The organism is Streptomyces sp. NPDC085866 (assembly GCF_044541035.1).
Lineage (GTDB): Bacteria > Actinomycetota > Actinomycetes > Streptomycetales > Streptomycetaceae > Streptomyces.
This window is the reverse complement of sequence record NZ_JBITSQ010000001.1, coordinates 706552-722033: the sequence shown is the minus strand read 5'-3', so window position 1 is coordinate 722033 and position 15482 is coordinate 706552. Positions and strand designations below refer to the sequence as shown.

16 protein-coding genes are annotated in these 15482 nt (G+C 70.1%); 8 read left to right on the top strand and 8 right to left on the bottom strand.

What is annotated here, in order from left to right:
* Window positions 1-33: 33 nt before the first annotated feature.
* Both ACIF83_RS03170 and ACIF83_RS03165 read left to right on the top strand, forming a co-directional pair.
* Window positions 34-1179, top strand: coding sequence for a serine hydrolase domain-containing protein (locus tag ACIF83_RS03170; RefSeq protein ID WP_393465323.1), 1146 nt, complete (start codon window positions 34-36; stop codon window positions 1177-1179).
* Window positions 1180-1300: 121 nt separating this feature from the next.
* Window positions 1301-2422 carry a PQQ-dependent sugar dehydrogenase gene (locus ACIF83_RS03165; protein ID WP_399723047.1) on the top strand — a complete coding sequence of 374 codons (1122 nt, stop codon included), beginning with the start codon at window positions 1301-1303 and terminating at the stop codon, window positions 2420-2422.
* On the opposite strand, the gene ACIF83_RS03160 is transcribed toward ACIF83_RS03165, so the two are convergent.
* The gene (locus ACIF83_RS03160; RefSeq protein WP_393465318.1) at window positions 2415-3002 is read right to left on the bottom strand and encodes a TetR family transcriptional regulator; all 588 of its coding nucleotides are present in this window, start codon (window positions 3000-3002) and stop codon (window positions 2415-2417) included. The two genes, ACIF83_RS03165 and ACIF83_RS03160, sit on opposite strands and share 8 nt — an antisense overlap.
* Window positions 3003-3027: 25 nt before the next feature.
* Entirely contained in the window at window positions 3028-4038 is a 1011-nt protein-coding gene (locus ACIF83_RS03155; RefSeq protein WP_393465315.1) for an aldo/keto reductase, read from the bottom strand.
* A 181-nt stretch (window positions 4039-4219) separates the two neighbouring features.
* Here ACIF83_RS03155 and ACIF83_RS03150 point away from each other — a divergent pair, with 181 nt between their 5' ends.
* Window positions 4220-5272, top strand: a complete 1053-nt coding sequence (locus ACIF83_RS03150) for a chitinase (protein WP_393465313.1) — start codon at window positions 4220-4222, stop codon at window positions 5270-5272.
* A gap of 29 nt (window positions 5273-5301) precedes the next feature.
* Here ACIF83_RS03150 and ACIF83_RS03145 read toward each other — a convergent pair whose 3' ends face one another.
* Window positions 5302-5913, bottom strand: a complete 612-nt coding sequence (locus tag ACIF83_RS03145) for a LysE family translocator (protein WP_399723045.1) — start codon at window positions 5911-5913, stop codon at window positions 5302-5304.
* 193 nt (window positions 5914-6106) lie between these two features.
* Here ACIF83_RS03145 and ACIF83_RS03140 point away from each other — a divergent pair, with 193 nt between their 5' ends.
* The gene (locus tag ACIF83_RS03140; RefSeq protein ID WP_399723043.1) at window positions 6107-7213 is read left to right on the top strand and encodes an endonuclease/exonuclease/phosphatase family protein; all 1107 of its coding nucleotides are present in this window, start codon (window positions 6107-6109) and stop codon (window positions 7211-7213) included.
* Window positions 7214-7270: 57 nt separating this feature from the next.
* On the opposite strand, the gene ACIF83_RS03135 is transcribed toward ACIF83_RS03140, so the two are convergent.
* The gene (locus ACIF83_RS03135) at window positions 7271-8653 is read right to left on the bottom strand and encodes a glycine--tRNA ligase (RefSeq protein WP_399723041.1); all 1383 of its coding nucleotides are present in this window, start codon (window positions 8651-8653) and stop codon (window positions 7271-7273) included.
* Window positions 8654-8814: 161 nt separating this feature from the next.
* Here ACIF83_RS03135 and ACIF83_RS03130 point away from each other — a divergent pair, with 161 nt between their 5' ends.
* From ACIF83_RS03130 to ACIF83_RS03115, 4 genes are read left to right on the top strand one after another with little or no spacing between them, the layout of a single operon-like run.
* Window positions 8815-9771: a metal ABC transporter substrate-binding protein gene (locus ACIF83_RS03130; protein WP_399723039.1), complete on the top strand. Its 957-nt coding sequence runs from the start codon at window positions 8815-8817 to the stop codon at window positions 9769-9771.
* A 20-nt stretch (window positions 9772-9791) separates the two neighbouring features.
* Entirely contained in the window at window positions 9792-10559 is a 768-nt protein-coding gene (locus ACIF83_RS03125; protein WP_399723037.1) for a metal ABC transporter ATP-binding protein, read from the top strand.
* Entirely contained in the window at window positions 10559-11461 is a 903-nt protein-coding gene (locus tag ACIF83_RS03120; protein ID WP_399723035.1) for a metal ABC transporter permease, read from the top strand. The genes ACIF83_RS03125 and ACIF83_RS03120 overlap by 1 nt, the downstream gene beginning before the upstream one ends.
* A 60-nt stretch (window positions 11462-11521) precedes the next feature.
* Complete coding sequence (locus tag ACIF83_RS03115; protein ID WP_386571962.1) at window positions 11522-11935, top strand: Fur family transcriptional regulator; 414 nt, start codon at window positions 11522-11524, stop codon at window positions 11933-11935.
* 14 nt (window positions 11936-11949) lie between these two features.
* On the opposite strand, the gene ACIF83_RS03110 is transcribed toward ACIF83_RS03115, so the two are convergent.
* Genes ACIF83_RS03110 through ACIF83_RS03095 form a run of 4 tightly spaced genes read right to left on the bottom strand, consistent with a single transcriptional unit; the run spans window position 11950 to window position 15196 of the window.
* Window positions 11950-13275, bottom strand: coding sequence for a histidine-type phosphatase (locus tag ACIF83_RS03110; RefSeq protein ID WP_399723032.1), 1326 nt, complete (start codon window positions 13273-13275; stop codon window positions 11950-11952).
* A gap of 40 nt (window positions 13276-13315) precedes the next feature.
* Complete coding sequence (locus tag ACIF83_RS03105) at window positions 13316-14164, bottom strand: isoprenyl transferase (protein ID WP_399723166.1); 849 nt, start codon at window positions 14162-14164, stop codon at window positions 13316-13318.
* A 20-nt stretch (window positions 14165-14184) separates the two neighbouring features.
* A complete protein-coding gene (gene recO / locus ACIF83_RS03100) occupies window positions 14185-14931 on the bottom strand; it encodes a DNA repair protein RecO (protein WP_386571960.1) in 747 nt (248 codons plus the stop codon).
* 49 nt (window positions 14932-14980) lie between these two features.
* Window positions 14981-15196, bottom strand: coding sequence for a hypothetical protein (locus ACIF83_RS03095; RefSeq protein WP_393465289.1), 216 nt, complete (start codon window positions 15194-15196; stop codon window positions 14981-14983).
* Between the last annotated feature and the right edge of the window lie 286 nt (window positions 15197-15482).

Below are 15482 nucleotides of genomic sequence, written 5' to 3'. Positions count from 1 at the left end.
CGACGACGACGGCTGACCGGAGGGCCGAGGGCCATGACCGCACTGCACGACACCCTGCGCCGGTACGTGGACGACGGGACCGTGCCCGGCGCGGTGGCCCTGGTCGCCCGCGGGGACGAGGTCGAGGTGGTGGCCGTCGGCCACGCGGACGTCGGCGGTTGTGCCCCGATGGCCCGGGACTCCCTCTTCCGGATCGCCTCGATCACCAAGCCGGTGACCGCGGCGGCGGTGCTGATGCTGGTCGAGGACGGCCGGATCGGTCTCGACGATCCGGTGGACGAGTGGCTGCCGGAGCTGACCGAGCCGATGGCGGTGCGGACGCCCGCGAGCCCGCCGGACGACCTGGTGCCGGCGGCCCGTCCGATCACGGTCGAGGACCTGCTCTCCTCCCGGGCCGGCTGGGGCTTTCCCTCCGACTTCGCCCTGCCGGCGGTGCGGGCGCTGTTCGAGGTCCAGAAGGACGGCCGCGCCCCGCAGGCCTACCCGGCCCCGGAGGCCTGGCTGGCCGCCCTGGCCCGGGTGCCGCTGCTGTACCAGCCGGGCGAGGCCTGGCTGTACGGCACCTGTTCCGATCTGCAGGGTGTGCTGATCGCGCGGGTGTCCGGCCGTAGCCTCCCGGAGTTCCTGGCCGAGCGGGTCTTCGAGCCGCTCGGCATGACGGACACGTCGTTCGAGGTGCCCGCGGACAAACGGGCCCGGTTCACCACGTACTACCGACGGGGCGCCGGCGGCACCCTGGAGGTCGCGGACACGCCCGACGGCGAGTGGAGCCGGATGCCCGCCTTCCCGTCCGGCGGCGGGGGTCTCGCCTCGACGGCCGACGACTACCTGGCCTTCGCCCGCATGCTGCTGGGTGCCGGTGAGGCGAACGGCCGGCGGCTGCTGTCGCCCACCTCGGTGAGCCGGATGACGAGCAATCACCTCAGCTCCCGCCAGCGGGAGATCGGCCGGCTCTTCCTGGAGGGCCAGGGCTGGGGCTACGGCGGCCAGGTCGACGTCACTCCGGGCGCCCCCTGGAACGTGCCCGGCCGCTACGGCTGGGTCGGCGGCACCGGGACCACGGCCCACCTCGTCCCCGCCACCGGCACGATCACGCTGCTCCTGACCCAGGTGGGCATGGCCGACCCGACACCGACACCGCTGATGCGGGACTTCTGGAGGTGCACGGCGGGGGCCTAGGGCCGTCGTCCGCGCGGGAGCGAGGGGCCTCCGGTTGGGGGAGTTCAAGTGGCCCGCCTGTCCGCGGGCCTTTGATACTCCAATGGCGATTTCCCTACACCTCGTCAGAAAAGGGAACAGAATGTCACGCTTCGCGCATTCAGCGCATCCTGTCCGCTCGGGCGTAGCCGCGCTCACCACCGCCACCGCCGTCCTCGCCGCCTGCGCCGTGCAGTGGACGCCGGCAGCCGCAGCGACACGGGCCCCGGCCGGCGGCAGTGCGCCGACGGCCGCCGCCACCCTGTCCGCCGGATGGACGGAGCCCTGGGGCATCTCCTTCCTGCCCGACGGGAAGAGGGCGCTGGTGACGGAGCGTCACAGCGCCACGGTGTGGCTTCAGGGGCGTGACGGCTCCAAGAAGAAGGTGGGGGCGGTGCCGAACACGGTCAACGGCACCGCGAGTGCCGGTGTGGGCAACGGCGGACTGATGGGCGTCGCCCCCTCCCCGACCTGGAACGGGACGACGGACCGGGACGTGTTCTTCGTCCACACGGCCGCCGAGGGCACGCGGGTCGTGAAGATGCGCTTCGACGGGACCTCGCTCAGCGGCTACACCGTCATCCTCGGCGGGATCCGCCGGGGCGGCGACCACAACGGCGGCCGCATCGTCTTCGGCCCCGACGGATACCTGTACGTCACCACCGGCGACGCGCGCCAAGGTGCCCTCGCGCAGGACAGGAACTCGCTCAACGGGAAGATCCTGCGCATCACCAGGACCGGCGCCGCGGCGCCCGGCAACCCGTTCGGCAACCGTGTCTACAGCCTCGGCCACCGCAACCCCCAGGGTCTCGCCTGGGACACCCGGGGAAGGCTGTGGGAGTCCGAGATCGGCGCGGACACCTGGGACGAACTCAACCTGATCCGGCCGGGCGCCAACTACGGCTGGCCCGCCTGCGAGGGCGGCTGCTCCGCCGCGGGCATGACCAACCCGAAGGCGGTCTGGAAGCCGAGCGGCGGAGGCGTGCCCGCCCAGTTGGCCGTCGTCGACAACGCCGTCTACGCGTCGACGCTGCGCGGAGAGCGGCTGTGGCGGCTGCCGATCAACGCCGACGGACGGAGCGTCGGCAAGCTGACCGCGTACTACAGCGGCGCCTATGGGAAGCTGCGCGCCCTCGCCAAGGTCCCCGGCGCGAACGAGCTGTGGCTCGGCACCGACCGCAACGGCTACAAGCTCGACAAGATCCTCCGGGTCACCGTCAGGTGAGCAGACCGCGCAGCAACAGGTCCACCACCGCGGTGAACTCCTCCTCGACTCCGGGCTGCTGCCACTCGCGTGCGTAGCCCGGGTCGTGGAAGCGGCCCGTGGCCTGGAAGACCGCGCGGGCGGTGGCGGCCGGGTCGGGGGCGGTGAAGGCGCCGGCGGCGACGCCGTCCTGGATGATCCGGGTGAGCTGGGCGGTCAGGTCGGTGATGTGCTCGCCGACCGCCGTGACGTTCTCCTCGGTCAGCACCGTGTACGTCCGGAACAGCTCCGGGTCGTCGCCCGCCTTGTGCCGCTTGGCCTCGAACAGGGCCGCGAGCCAGGCCCGCAGCCGGTCCTCGGGAGAACCGTCCCCGGCGACGACGCCCGCGAGCTTCTGCGAGGTCCGGTCCAGCCACCGCTTGGTCACCGCCTCGCGCAGCACCGCCTTGGTGCGGAAGTGCCGGTAGACGCTCCCGTGGCTGACGCCGAGCGCGCGGGCCACGTCGACCACGGTGGCCTTGGCCGGGCCGTGGCGGCGCAGCACCTCCTCGGTCGCTTCGAGGATGCGCTCGGCGGTCAGGGTCTCGGTGGGCGGTGCCATGCCTAGACCGTACCCGGCGCCATGGTCATCGCTCGCTGTCGAGGTGGGCCATGGCGGCGGCCGGGTAGCGGTCGCCGGCCGCGGCGTCCGCCGGTACGGCCTGCTCGATCGCCGTCAGGTCGGCCTCGTCCAGGATCACGTCCAGCGCGCCCAGCGACTCGCTCAGCCGCTCGCGGGTGCGGGCGCCGATCAGCGGCACGATGTCCTCGCCGCGGGAGAGCACCCAGGCGATGGCGATCTGCGCGACCGTCACGCCCTTCTGCTCGGCGATCTTGCGGAGCGCGTCGACCAGGTTCAGGTTGTGCTGGAGGTTGTCGCCCTGGAAGCGGGGCGAGTAGGCGCGGAAGTCGTTCGCCGCCAGCTGCCGGTCGCGGGGGAAGTGGCCGGAGATCAGGCCGCGGGAGAGGACTCCGTACGCGGTGACGGAGATGCCCAGCTCACGGGTGACCGGCAGGATCGACTCCTCGATACCGCGGGAGATGAGCGAGTACTCGATCTGCAGGTCCGCGATCGGCGCGGTGGCGGCGGCCCGCCGGACGGTCTCGGCGCCGACCTCGCTCAGGCCGACGTGCCGGACGTACCCCTGCTCGATCAGTTCGGCGATCGCGCCGACGGTCTCCTCGATCGGCACGTCCGGGTCGAGGCGGGCGATCCGGTAGACGTCGATGTGGTCGACACCGAGGCGCTGCAGGGAGTAGGCGGCGAAGTTCCTCACCGCGGCGGGCCGGCCGTCGTAGCCGGTCCAGCCGCCGTCGGGGCCACGCAGGGCGCCGAACTTCACGCTGACCAGCGCCTGCTCGCGCCGGGCGGCGGGCGCGGAGCGCAGGGCCTCGCCGATCAGCATCTCGTTGTGGCCCATGCCGTAGAAGTCGCCGGTGTCCAGCAGCGTCACGCCGGCCTCCAGGGCGGCGTGGATGGTCGCGACGGACTCCGCGCGGTCGGCGTCGCCGTACAGCGCGGACATGCCCATGCAGCCGAGGCCGAGGGCGGAGACCTGGGGGCCGGTGGTTCCGAGGGTTCGGGTTCGCATCGTCATGTCCTCCACCCTGCCATGACAGATGACAGATTTCAATATCTGTCAGTCCATAGTTGTCAGCCCCTTGGGGCCGACAGTTGGTCCAGACCTATTGACGAGAGGTCTGGACCACATGCACTGTCATGGGCGACGCACTGTCATGCCTACGACACCTCACCGCACCCCCACCGGGAGGATCCGCATGCTCCGCCGCACGCTCAGGCTGCTCACCGCAGCGCTCACCACGGCCGTCCTCGCCCCCCTCGCGATCGCCGCCGCCCCCACCGCCTCGGCCGCCGACACCTGCGCCGTGAAGTCCCGCCCGGCCGGAAAGGTGCTCCAGGGCTACTGGGAGAACTGGGACGGCTCGGCCAACGGCGTCCACCCGCCCTTCGGCTGGACCCCGATCACCGACTCCCGCATCCCCGCGCACGGCTACAACGTCGTCAACGCCGCCTTCCCGGTCATCCGTTCGGACGGCACGGCCCTGTGGGAGGACGGCATGGACAGCGGCGTGAAGGTGGCCACGCCCGCCGAGATGTGCGCGGCCAAGGCCTCCGGCCAGACGATCCTGCTGTCGATCGGCGGCGCGGCGGCCGGCATCGACCTCTCCTCCAGCGCGGTCGCCGACCGCTTCGTGGCGACCATCGTCCCGATCCTGAAGAAGTACAACTTCGACGGCATCGACATCGACATCGAGACCGGCCTGGTGGGCAGCGGGAACATCTCCCAACTGTCCACGTCCCAGGCCAATCTGATCCGCATCATCGACGGCATTCTCGCCCGGATGCCGTCCAACTTCGGCCTGACGATGGCCCCGGAGACCGCCTACGTCACCGGCGGCAGCATCACCTACGGCTCCATCTGGGGCGCGTATCTGCCGATCGTCAAGAAGTACGCCGACAACGGCCGCCTGTGGTGGCTGAACATGCAGTACTACAACGGCAGCATGTACGGCTGCTCGGGCGACTCCTACTCGGCGGGCACCGTCGCGGGCTTCACCGCCCAGACCGACTGCCTCGACAAGGGCCTGGTGGTGCAGGGCACGACCGTCAAGGTGCCGTACGACAAGCAGGTGCCGGGGCTGCCGGCGCAGTCGGGCGCGGGCGGCGGCTACATGTCACCGTCCCTGGTCTCCCAGGCCTGGAAGCACTACGGCAGCTCGCTCAAGGGCCTGATGACCTGGTCGATCAACTGGGACGGCTCGAAGAACTGGACCTTCGGCGACAACGTCAAGGCGCTGCAGGGCCGCTGAGCGAGCGGTGCAGGCAGGGCAGGCCCTCGCTACCGAGCCGTGAGGGCGAGCTTGGCACCGAGGGCGAGGAAGGAACCCGCGAAGCTCCGCCGCAGCCAGGCCATGACCTTCGGGCGCGAGGTGACACGGTCGCGCACGGAGGCGGCCAGGACGCCGTACAGGGCGAAGACGACGAAGGTCAACAGCATGAAGACACCGCTCAGGCCCAGCATGCGCGGCAGGGCGTGCGGCTCGTCGAGGCTCACGAACTGGGGCAGGAAGGCGAAGAAGAAGATCGTCAGCTTGGGGTTGAGCAGGTTGATCAGCACACCTCGGACGATCACCTGCGGTGCCGAACCGGGTGCGGAGTCCTGCTCCACGGTGACCGCCTCCTTGTCCCGCAGCGTGGCCCACGCCATGTACAACAGGTAGGCGACACCGGCGTACTTGAGGATCTGGAAGGCGGCGGCGCTCGCGTTCAGCAGCGCGGCGAGCCCGGTGACGGTGGCGAGAACGTGCGGGACGATCCCGAGCGTGCAGGCGAAGGCAGCGACGACACTCGCGCGGCGGCCGTGGGAGAGGGCGGCGGCGAGGGTGTAGACGACGCCGGTACCCGGGGTGGCGACGACCACCAGGGTGGTCAGCAGGAAGGCAAGGCTCATGTGGCCACCCTGGTGACCCGGGTGATCCCCGGACAGAGCCAATCCCGGGCCTTCATGGAGGACCAATTCGGAAGACCCGCTCCGTTGGACACGGTGCGTCACCGCCCGGAGAATGGGAAGTGCCGACGAGCAGTCCCCAGGCGGCGCCTGCCGTCGGCCGTGCGGTGTTCCAGCGCCGCCCCAGGAGGCCGCGATGGTCGTCCGTATCGGCACCTTCAACACCGAGAACCTCTTCCGCCGCCCCTCCGTCTTCCGTCTCTCGGAAGCGGCGCAGCGGAAGCAAGTCCTGGACGAGTTCGACGCGTTGGTCGCTCTCCTGGACAAGGAGCCGTACACCGACGAGGACAAGCAGAAGATCTCGGCGCTCATCCTGAAGTACCGGGCGTACAGCAACGATCCCGAGAACCCGCCGCTGATCCGCATCAACCAGAACCGTCCCGGCAAGAAGAGCGGGCTCTTCGACACGCCTCCGCCGGGGGCACAGCCGACGGAGCTTCCGATCCTCGCCGACGGCCGGAAGACGTGGGCCGGCTGGGCCGAACTCGGGCAGGACGACCTGGACATGACTGCGGTCAGCAACACCGGACGGGTGATCAGAGAAGTCGACGCCGATGTCCTGCTGGTACCCGAGGTCGAGGACCGGCTCACCCTGGACCGCTTCAACCAGCACGTCCTGGGCCTCGGCCGGCAGCCGTACCCGTTCAATCTGCTGATCGACGGCAACGACCCGCGGGGCATCGACATCGGGATCCTCAGCCGCTTCCCGATCACATCCGTCCGGCCGCACCTCTTCGACCCGAATCCGACGGACCCGACGAAGCCCCTGTTCAGCCGCGACTGCCCCGAGTACGAGATACAGCTCGGTCAGGCGAGCCTGGTGCTCCTCGGCAACCACCTCAAGAGCAAGTCCGGCGACGACCCGGAGCTGCGCCTGGCCCAGGCGGAGCGGGTCGCGGAGATCTACCGGGCCGCGCTGGAGCGCACCCCGAACGCGGTGGTCGCGGGGGACCTCAACGACTTCCCGGACAGCAAGCCGGTCGGGGTGCTGCTGGACACCGGTCTGCGCGATGTGATGAGTCACCCCTCCTACCAGGGTGAGCCCGGCACCCACGGCACCTGCCGCGAGACGCACGACAAGCTCGACTACGTCATGCTGCCGCCCGCGCTGTGGGGGAAGGTGCAGAACGTGGGCCTGGAGACGCGGGGCATCTTCCTGCACGCGAACCACTTCGAGAGCGTGAAGGCGAAGACCGACGAGGCATCGGACCACGCGGCGCTGTTCGTGGACCTGGACCTCTGAAACACCGCGGTGCCGGGCCCCTTTGAACAGGGGCCCGGCACCGGGACGAGCTCTGGGTCAGCAGCCGATCAGGCGGCTGGCCAGGTAACCCTCGATCTGGTCCAGCGACACGCGCTCCTGCTTCATCGAGTCACGCTCACGCACGGTCACCGCGTTGTCCTCGAGCGTGTCGAAGTCGACGGTGACGCAGTACGGCGTACCGATCTCGTCCTGGCGACGGTAGCGGCGGCCGATGGCGCCCGCGTCGTCGAACTCGATGTTCCAGTGCTGACGCAGCGCCTGGGCGAGATTCTTGGCCTTCGGGGACAGCTCGGGGTTGCGGGACAGCGGGAGCACCGCGGCCTTCACCGGCGCGAGGCGGTGGTCCAGGCGCAGCACCGTGCGCTTCTCCATCTTGCCCTTGGCGTTCGGCGCCTCGTCCTCGACGTAGGCGTCGAGCAGGAAGGCCAGCATCGTGCGGCCGACACCGGCCGCGGGCTCGATGACGTACGGAGTCCAGCGCTCGCCGGCCTCCTGGTCGAAGTAGACGAGGTCCTGGCCGGAGGCCTTGGAGTGCGCGGTGAGGTCGTAGTCGGTGCGGTTGGCGACACCCTCCAGCTCGCCCCACTCGCTGCCGCCGAACTGGAAGCGGTACTCGATGTCAGCGGTGCGCTTGGAGTAGTGGGAGAGCTTCTCCTTCGGGTGCTCGTACCACCGCATGTTCTCCTCGCGCAGGCCCAGGCCGGTGTACCAGTTCCAGCGCTGCTCCATCCAGTACTCCTGCCACGTCTCGTCCTCGCCCGGCTTGACGAAGAACTCCATCTCCATCTGCTCGAACTCGCGAGTGCGGAAGATGAAGTTGCCGGGCGTGATCTCGTTGCGGAAGGACTTGCCCATCTGGGCGATGCCGAACGGCGGCTTCTTGCGCGAAGTGGTGTGCACCTGAGCGAAGTTGGTGAAGATGCCCTGGGCGGTCTCGGGACGCAGGTAGGCGACGGAGCCGGAGTCCTGGGTCGGGCCGAGGTGGGTGGAGAGCAGACCCGAGAACTGCTTGGGCTCGGTGAACTGGCCCTTGTTGCCACAGTTCGGGCAGTTGATGTCGGCCAGGCCGTTCGCCGGGGCGTGGCCCTTCTTCTCCTCGTAAGCCTCCTCGAGGTGGTCGGCGCGGAACCGCTTGTGACACGAGGTGCACTCGGTCAGCGGGTCCGTGAAGGTGGCGACGTGGCCGGAGGCGACCCAGACCTCGGAGGCCAGGATGACGGACGAGTCGATACCGACCACGTCCTCGCGCGACGTCACCATGTAGCGCCACCACTGGCGCTTGATGTTCTCCTTGAGCTCGACACCCAGCGGTCCGTAGTCCCAGGCGGCACGCTGTCCGCCATAGATCTCACTGCAGGGGAAAACGAAGCCACGGCGCTTGCTCAGGCTGACGATGGTGTCGATCTTGTCGGCGGCCACGGTGCTCTCTTCATTACGACGACGGGCGTTGAAGCGAGATGCTTCCAGCGAATGATTCAGGTTACCGGCGCAGGCTCCCCCACGGCCAAATCGGCCCCCCATCTCGGGCCCCCCGCAGGCCTTGTTGACAACGGTTTCCATGTTTGTTGAAAATGACTGTCATGAACGTACGACGACAGCTCATACCCGCGGTGGCGACGGCCGCGGTCACCGCCCTCGGCCTCGCCACCCTGTCCGCCTGCTCCGGCGCGAGCGCCGCGGGCAACACGAGCAAGTTCGACGTCGTCGCGTCGTTCTATCCGATGGGCTTCCTCGCCGAGCAGATCGGCGGCAGCCACGTCCACGTCACCACGCTGACCACCCCCGGCCAGGAGCCGCACGACCTGGAGATCAGCCCGCAGCAGATCGCCGGGCTCGAGGAGTCCGACGCGGTCCTCTACCTGAAGAACCTCCAGCCCTCCGTCGACAACGCGGTGGCCCAGTCCCCGGTGCGGACGAAGATCGACGCGGCCTCCCTGACCACGCTGGAGGAGCACGGCAACGAGGTCGGCGGCCACGCGGCCGCGCACGACACCCACGAGGGCGAGGAGTCCGGCGGCAAGGACCCGCACATCTGGCTCGACCCGGTGCGCTACGCCCAGGTCGCCGAGGGCGTCGGCAAGGCCTTCGAGAAGGCCGACCCGGACCACGCGGCCGACTACCGGAAGAACACCGCGGCCCTGGTCAAGAAGCTGGACGACCTGAACACGCAGTTCAAGGACGGCCTCGCGAACACGAGGACCAAGGTCTTCATCACCACGCACGCCGCCTTCGGCTACCTCGCCGAGCGCTACGGCCTCACCGAGGAGGCCATCAACGGCCTCGACCCCGAGTCGGAGCCCAGCGCCGCGCGCGTGAAGGACCTGGAGACGATGGCCGAGGCCGACGGCGTCACCACCGTCTTCTACGAGACGCTCGTCAGCGACAGGACCGCGAAGACCGTCGCGGGTGACGCGGGCCTGAGGACGGACGTCCTCGACCCGCTCGAGGGCATCACGAAGAAGTCCCGGGGCACCGACTACTTCTCGGTCCAGGAGGCCAACCTCAAGGCCCTCCGGCAGGCCCTGGGCGCCAAGTGACCGGCACGGAGGACGACACCATGGGCGAGCCCGTCATAGCCATGCGCGGGGTGACCGCGGAACTCGGCTCGCGCCCGGTCCTGCGCGGCATCGATCTCACCGTGCGCAGCGGTGAGGTCGTCGCGCTGCTCGGCGCGAACGGTTCCGGCAAGTCGACGGCGGTGCGCAGCATCATCGGCCAGGTGCCGGTCAGCGGCGGCTCGATCGAGCTGTTCGGCACCCCGCGCCGCAGCTTCCGGGACTGGGCGCGCGTGGGGTACGTACCGCAGCGCACCACGGCCGCGGGCGGGGTCCCGGCCACGGTGACCGAGATCGTCTCCTCGGGCCGCCTGGCCCGCACCGGCTTCGGCGTCTTCCGCAAGGCGGACCGGGCGGCCGTACAGCGCGCCCTGGAGCTGGTCGGCATGGCGGACCGTGCCAAGGACTCGGCGACCGCGCTCTCCGGCGGCCAGCACCAGCGGGTGCTGATCGCCCGCGCCCTGGTCGCCGAGCCCCAGCTGCTGATCATGGACGAGCCGATGGCGGGCGTCGACCTGGCCAGCCAGGAGGTGCTCGCGCGCACGCTCCGCGAGCAGGTCGCGGCCGGTACGACGGTCCTGCTGGTCCTGCACGAACTGGGCCCACTGGAGCCCCTGATCGACCGGGCGGTCGTCCTGCGCGACGGCTGTGTGCTGCACGACGGCCCGCCCCCGCAGGCGGTCGGCCAGCACGCCCTGCCCGGCCACGACCACGTACACCCGCACGCACCCGCGGGCTCCGAACCTCTCCGCACGGGACTGCTGAGCTGATGGACCTCCTCGACTACGCCTTCATGCAGCGCGCGCTCATCGCGGCCGTGCTGGTCGGCATCACCGCGCCCGCGATCGGCATCTACCTCGTCCAGCGCCGCCAGCCCCTGATGGGCGACGGCATCGGGCACGTGGCGATGACCGGCGTCGGCCTCGGCTTCCTGCTGAACGCCTCGCCGGTGTGGATGGCCACGGCCGTCTCCGCGCTCGGCTCGGTGCTGATGGAACTGATCCGCTGGTACGGCAGGACCCGCGGCGACATCGCGCTCGCGATGCTCTTCTACGGCGGCATGGCCGGCGGCGTGATGTTCGTGAACATCGCTCCGGGCGGCTCCAATGCCAACCTGATGTCGTACCTGTTCGGCTCGCTGTCGACGGTCGCCCCCTCGGACGTGACCGCGATCCTGATCCTCGCCGCGTTCGTGGTCGCCGTGACCCTCGGACTGCGCCGCCAGCTGTTCGCGGTCAGCCAGGACGAGGAGTTCGCGCGGGTCACCGGGCTGCCGGTGCGCGCCCTGAACCTGCTCACCGCCGTCACGGCGGCGGTCACGGTGACCGTCGCCATGCGGGTGGTCGGCCTGATCCTGGTCTCCGCGCTCATGGTCGTACCGGTCGCCGCCGCGCAGCAGCTCACCCGCAGCTTCGCCGCGACCTTCGCGATCGCCGTCGCCATCGGCGTCACCGTGTCGATCGGCGGCACGGTCACCTCGTTCTACCAGGACGTTCCGCCCGGTGCGACGATCGTCCTGCTGACCATCGGAGCGTTCGTCGTCCTCACCGCCCTGGCCACCCCACTGGCCCGCCGACGCGCCCGCGCGGCCGCCGCGGCACAGCCCGCGGGCGACCCCGCCGAGTGCTCGATTCCGGCCACGCGAGGGGCGGGCGACGAGGTCGGCGTCTGACCGCGCACAGCCCGGGCTGGCACAATGGCCCGGGCAGACGCGAGACGTGAGGAGACGACGGTGACGACCGCTGGACCGCCCGTGAAGGGCCGCTCCACCCGGCAGCGCGCAGCCGTGGCGGCGGCCCTCGACGAGGTCGACGAGTTCCGCAGCGCGCAGGAACTGCACGACATGCTCAAGCACAAGGGCGACTCGGTCGGCCTGACCACGGTCTACCGCACCCTGCAGTCCCTCGCCGACGCGGGCGAGGTCGACGTCCTGCGCACCTCCGACGGCGAGTCCGTCTACCGCCGCTGCTCCTCCGGCGAACACCACCACCACCTCGTCTGCCGCGGCTGCGGCAAGGCGGTCGAGGTCGAGGGCCCCGCGGTGGAGAAGTGGGCCGAGGCCATCGCGGCGGAACACGGCTACGTCAACGTGGCGCACACCGTGGAGATCTTCGGTACGTGTGCGGAGTGTGCCGCGAAGCGTTGATCAGCGCAGGTTGATCAGTCCCGCCCGAAGCAGCGCTCCAACTCGTCCAGGTCGTAGAAGGCACTGCCCTTGGCGATGGGACGGCAGCCCGCCTTGAAGGCCGTCTCCTTCTCGTTGTAGAGCATGCGGACCAGGTAGTCGTCGCCGTTCCGGAAGACGTCCCACTGGATGTTGGCGCCCAGGGGAGACACGGAGGCACCCCGCCAGGGGTTGCCGGCGTAGGTGTACGGCTCCCCGGGCGTCGCCGGCTCGGTGCTGCCGGGCAGGCCCATCAGCGCGGCCAGCGGGATGATCTCCTCGGCGTGGGTGAAGCGCAGTTCGGCGCCGAGGTCGCTGGTGCCGTCCCGCTTGGCCTCCACCTGCTTGAAGAAGTCGTCGAGGAGGACGTCGGCCATCTTGTAGGTGATGTCGCTGTCCGCGAAGCCGGGACCCTTCTCGTAGAAGTCCTCGGCGTCGCTCAGGTACCCGAACCAGGCCGCGTCGGAGCGGGAGATGTACCGCTCCATGCCCCAGCCCTGCCCGTCGGGGCTCTCCTCGCTCATCGCGGGCGCGATGGCGTACAGGTTGTAGACGGCCTGCGCGGCCGGGACCTGGTCGGCGATCCCGTCGACGAAGTCGTCCTTGAAGATCCTGCGCAGGACACTGCGGGCGACCTCGTGCGTCCGGGGCTGGTCGGTGATCGACTTCAGGGTGTCCGCGAGACGCTGGTCGTGCGCGATGTAGTCGCGGTAGGCCGCGCCGCCCGCCGCCTTGTGGAAGTACAGCAGGTCCTTGTCGGTGCGGGTGGGCCCGATCAGCGGCCCCAGCGCCGGGTCGGCCTCGGCGAGCGCGCCCGTGAAGGCGGTGCCGCTGTCGACGGCCCGGCCCTGGCCGGAGCTGACCACGTCGATCTTCTCGCCGTCCGCGGCGATCTTCCCGAACAGGGCGGGCAGCCGCTGCCGCATGCGCACGGCCGCGTCCTTCAGCTCCTGCTTGCCGCGTCCGCTGAGGTTGCCGTAGCCGACCTGCGCCATGGCGGCCTGCAGGGCCCGTACCGTCGGCCCGAACTCCTCGCCACTGCGGGTGAGTTGTCCCTGCTCCTGCGCCTTGTCCCACAGGGCGAGGACAAGGTCGCCGTCCTCGCTGTCGGTGGCGGACCGGGAGCCGTGCCGGGAGACGTTCTCGGTGAAGACGGGGGTGTAGCCGGCCGGGGTCCGCTGGTAGGTGCGCGGGTTCTGCCCGGGCGCGTAGGGGGCCTTGGTGCCGTAGGAGTCCCGGTGTGCGGGACCGTCGCACGCGTGGGCCGGCAGCGCGGTGAGCAGCAGGGCGCCGAGGGCCAGGACAGGTGTGAGACGTCTCATGAGTCCCGCATCCTCGGCGGCCCGGATGAACCACCGGTGGCTAGGAGGTGGCGTCACCCTTCATCGCGGCTTCCATGGCGAGGAGTTCCTCGTTAGGGACGGCCCCGCCGAAGCGGCGGTCGCGGGAGGCGAACTCCATGCAGGCCCGCCACAGGTCGCGCCGGTCGAAGTCGGGCCACAGCACGTCCTGGAAGACCATCTCGGCGTACGCGCTCTGCCAGAGCAGGTAGTTGGAGGTGCGCTGCTCACCGCTGGGGCGCAGGAACAGGTCCACGTCCGGCATGTCCGGGTAGTACATGTACTTCTGGAGGGTCTTCTCGTTGACCTTGGAGGGGTCGAGGCGGCCCGCCTTCACGTCCTCGGCCAGCGCCTTCGCGGCGTCGGCGATCTCGGCACGGCCGCCGTAGTTCATGCAGAAGTACAGCGTGAGCAGGTCGTTGCCCTTGGTCTGCTCCTGGGCGACCTGCAGTTCCTTGGCGACCGACTTCCACAGCTTGGGCATACGGCCCACCCAGCGCACCCGGATGCCCAGCTCGTCCAGCTGGTCGCGGGTCTTGCGGATGAAGTCGCGGTTGAAGTTCATCAGGAAGCGGACCTCGTCGGGCGAGCGCTTCCAGTTCTCGGTCGAGAAGGCGTACAGGGAGATGTTGCGGACGCCGATCTCGATGGAGCCCTGCAGCACGTCGAGCACCCGCTCGGCGCCGACCTTGTGGCCCTCGGTGCGGGGCAGCCCGCGCTCCTTGGCCCAGCGGCCGTTGCCGTCCATGACGATCGCCACGTGGTTCGGTACCAGCTCGCCCGGGAGCTTCGGCGCGCGGGCACCGGACGGGTGCGGCTCCGGCGACTTGTACTCGCGGCGCTGGCGGCCCAGGATCCCGCGTACGACCATGTGCTTCTCGTCTCCCTTGCTCACTGTTCCACGTACCGCAGGGAGCGCAGTCCGCGCTCCAGATGCCAGTGCAGGTAGGCGGACACCAGCCCGCTGCCCTCCCGGACGTAGCGCGCCTCGCACGCATCCGCCGTCTCCCAGTCTCCCGTAAGCAGCGCGCCGAGGAGTACCAGGGTCTGCGGCGAGGGTACGACGCTGCCGGGCACCCGGCAGTCGACGCAGACGGAGCCGCCGGAGGCCACCGAGAAGAAGCGGTTGGGACCGGGCATTCCGCACTTGGCGCAGTCGCCGAAGCTGGGCGCGTAGCCGTTGACGGCCAGCGAGCGCAGCAGGAAGGCGTCGAGGACGAGGTTCGGGGCGTGCTCACCCCGGGCGAGGGTGCGCAGGGCGCCCACCAGCAGCAGGTACTGCTGTACGGCCGGCTCGCCCTCGTGGTCCGTGAACCGCTCGGCGGTCTCCAGCATGGCCGTGCCGGCGGTGTAGCGCGCGTAGTCGGTCACGATCCCGCCACCGTACGGAGCGATCGTCTCGCTCTGCGTGCACAGCGGCAGCCCGCGCCCGACCAGTTCACTGCCCCGCGCGAAGAACTGCACGTCGACGTGGGAGAACGGCTCCAGCCGGGCCCCGAACTTCGACTTGGTCCGCCGCACCCCGCGAGCCACGGCACGCACCCGCCCGTGACCGCGCGTGAGCAGCGTGATGATGCGGTCCGCTTCTCCGAGCTTCTGGGTGCGCAGGACGATGCCGTCGTCCCGGAACAGACTCATGGCTCCATTCTGCCCGCCCGTGCAGCCCCCCAGGGCCGCGGGCGGCTCTTCAAGGCACCTCGCCCCGGCTGCGCGCATTGGCATGTGCCGTCGCCGCGCTCAGTCGCTCGGCCTGGGTGGCCCGGCGGACGGCTTCCGGTCTCGCGTCCCACTCCCGCCCGCCGCCGTACGGTCGCAGCTGGACGTACGGCCCTTCGTGCCCCATGACGATGCCGAGGCGTCCGGTACCGGTGTCGACGGCACAGGAGCCGACGGGGAGTTTCATCGCGTCCACCTCCGGTGGCTCCCCTGCCCCCGGCAATTTCACGCTTCGCATGCCACTGGTGGCCCAGCGTGCCTACACTCGGCCGGAGTCTGTCCTGCGCAGTGCGCTCCGCGCCACCCGGTGAGCTGCGTCAACTCACCGCCTGCCGACGCTATTTCACCCCTCCATTGGTGCGACCTGTGGCGGCTACGCCATTCGTGTGCGATCTCTTGACCGCCCCCACAGCCGCTCTTATGGTCACGCTGACCGATCGGACGTAGGACGTCGTACCTCCCCCTCCCCCCGA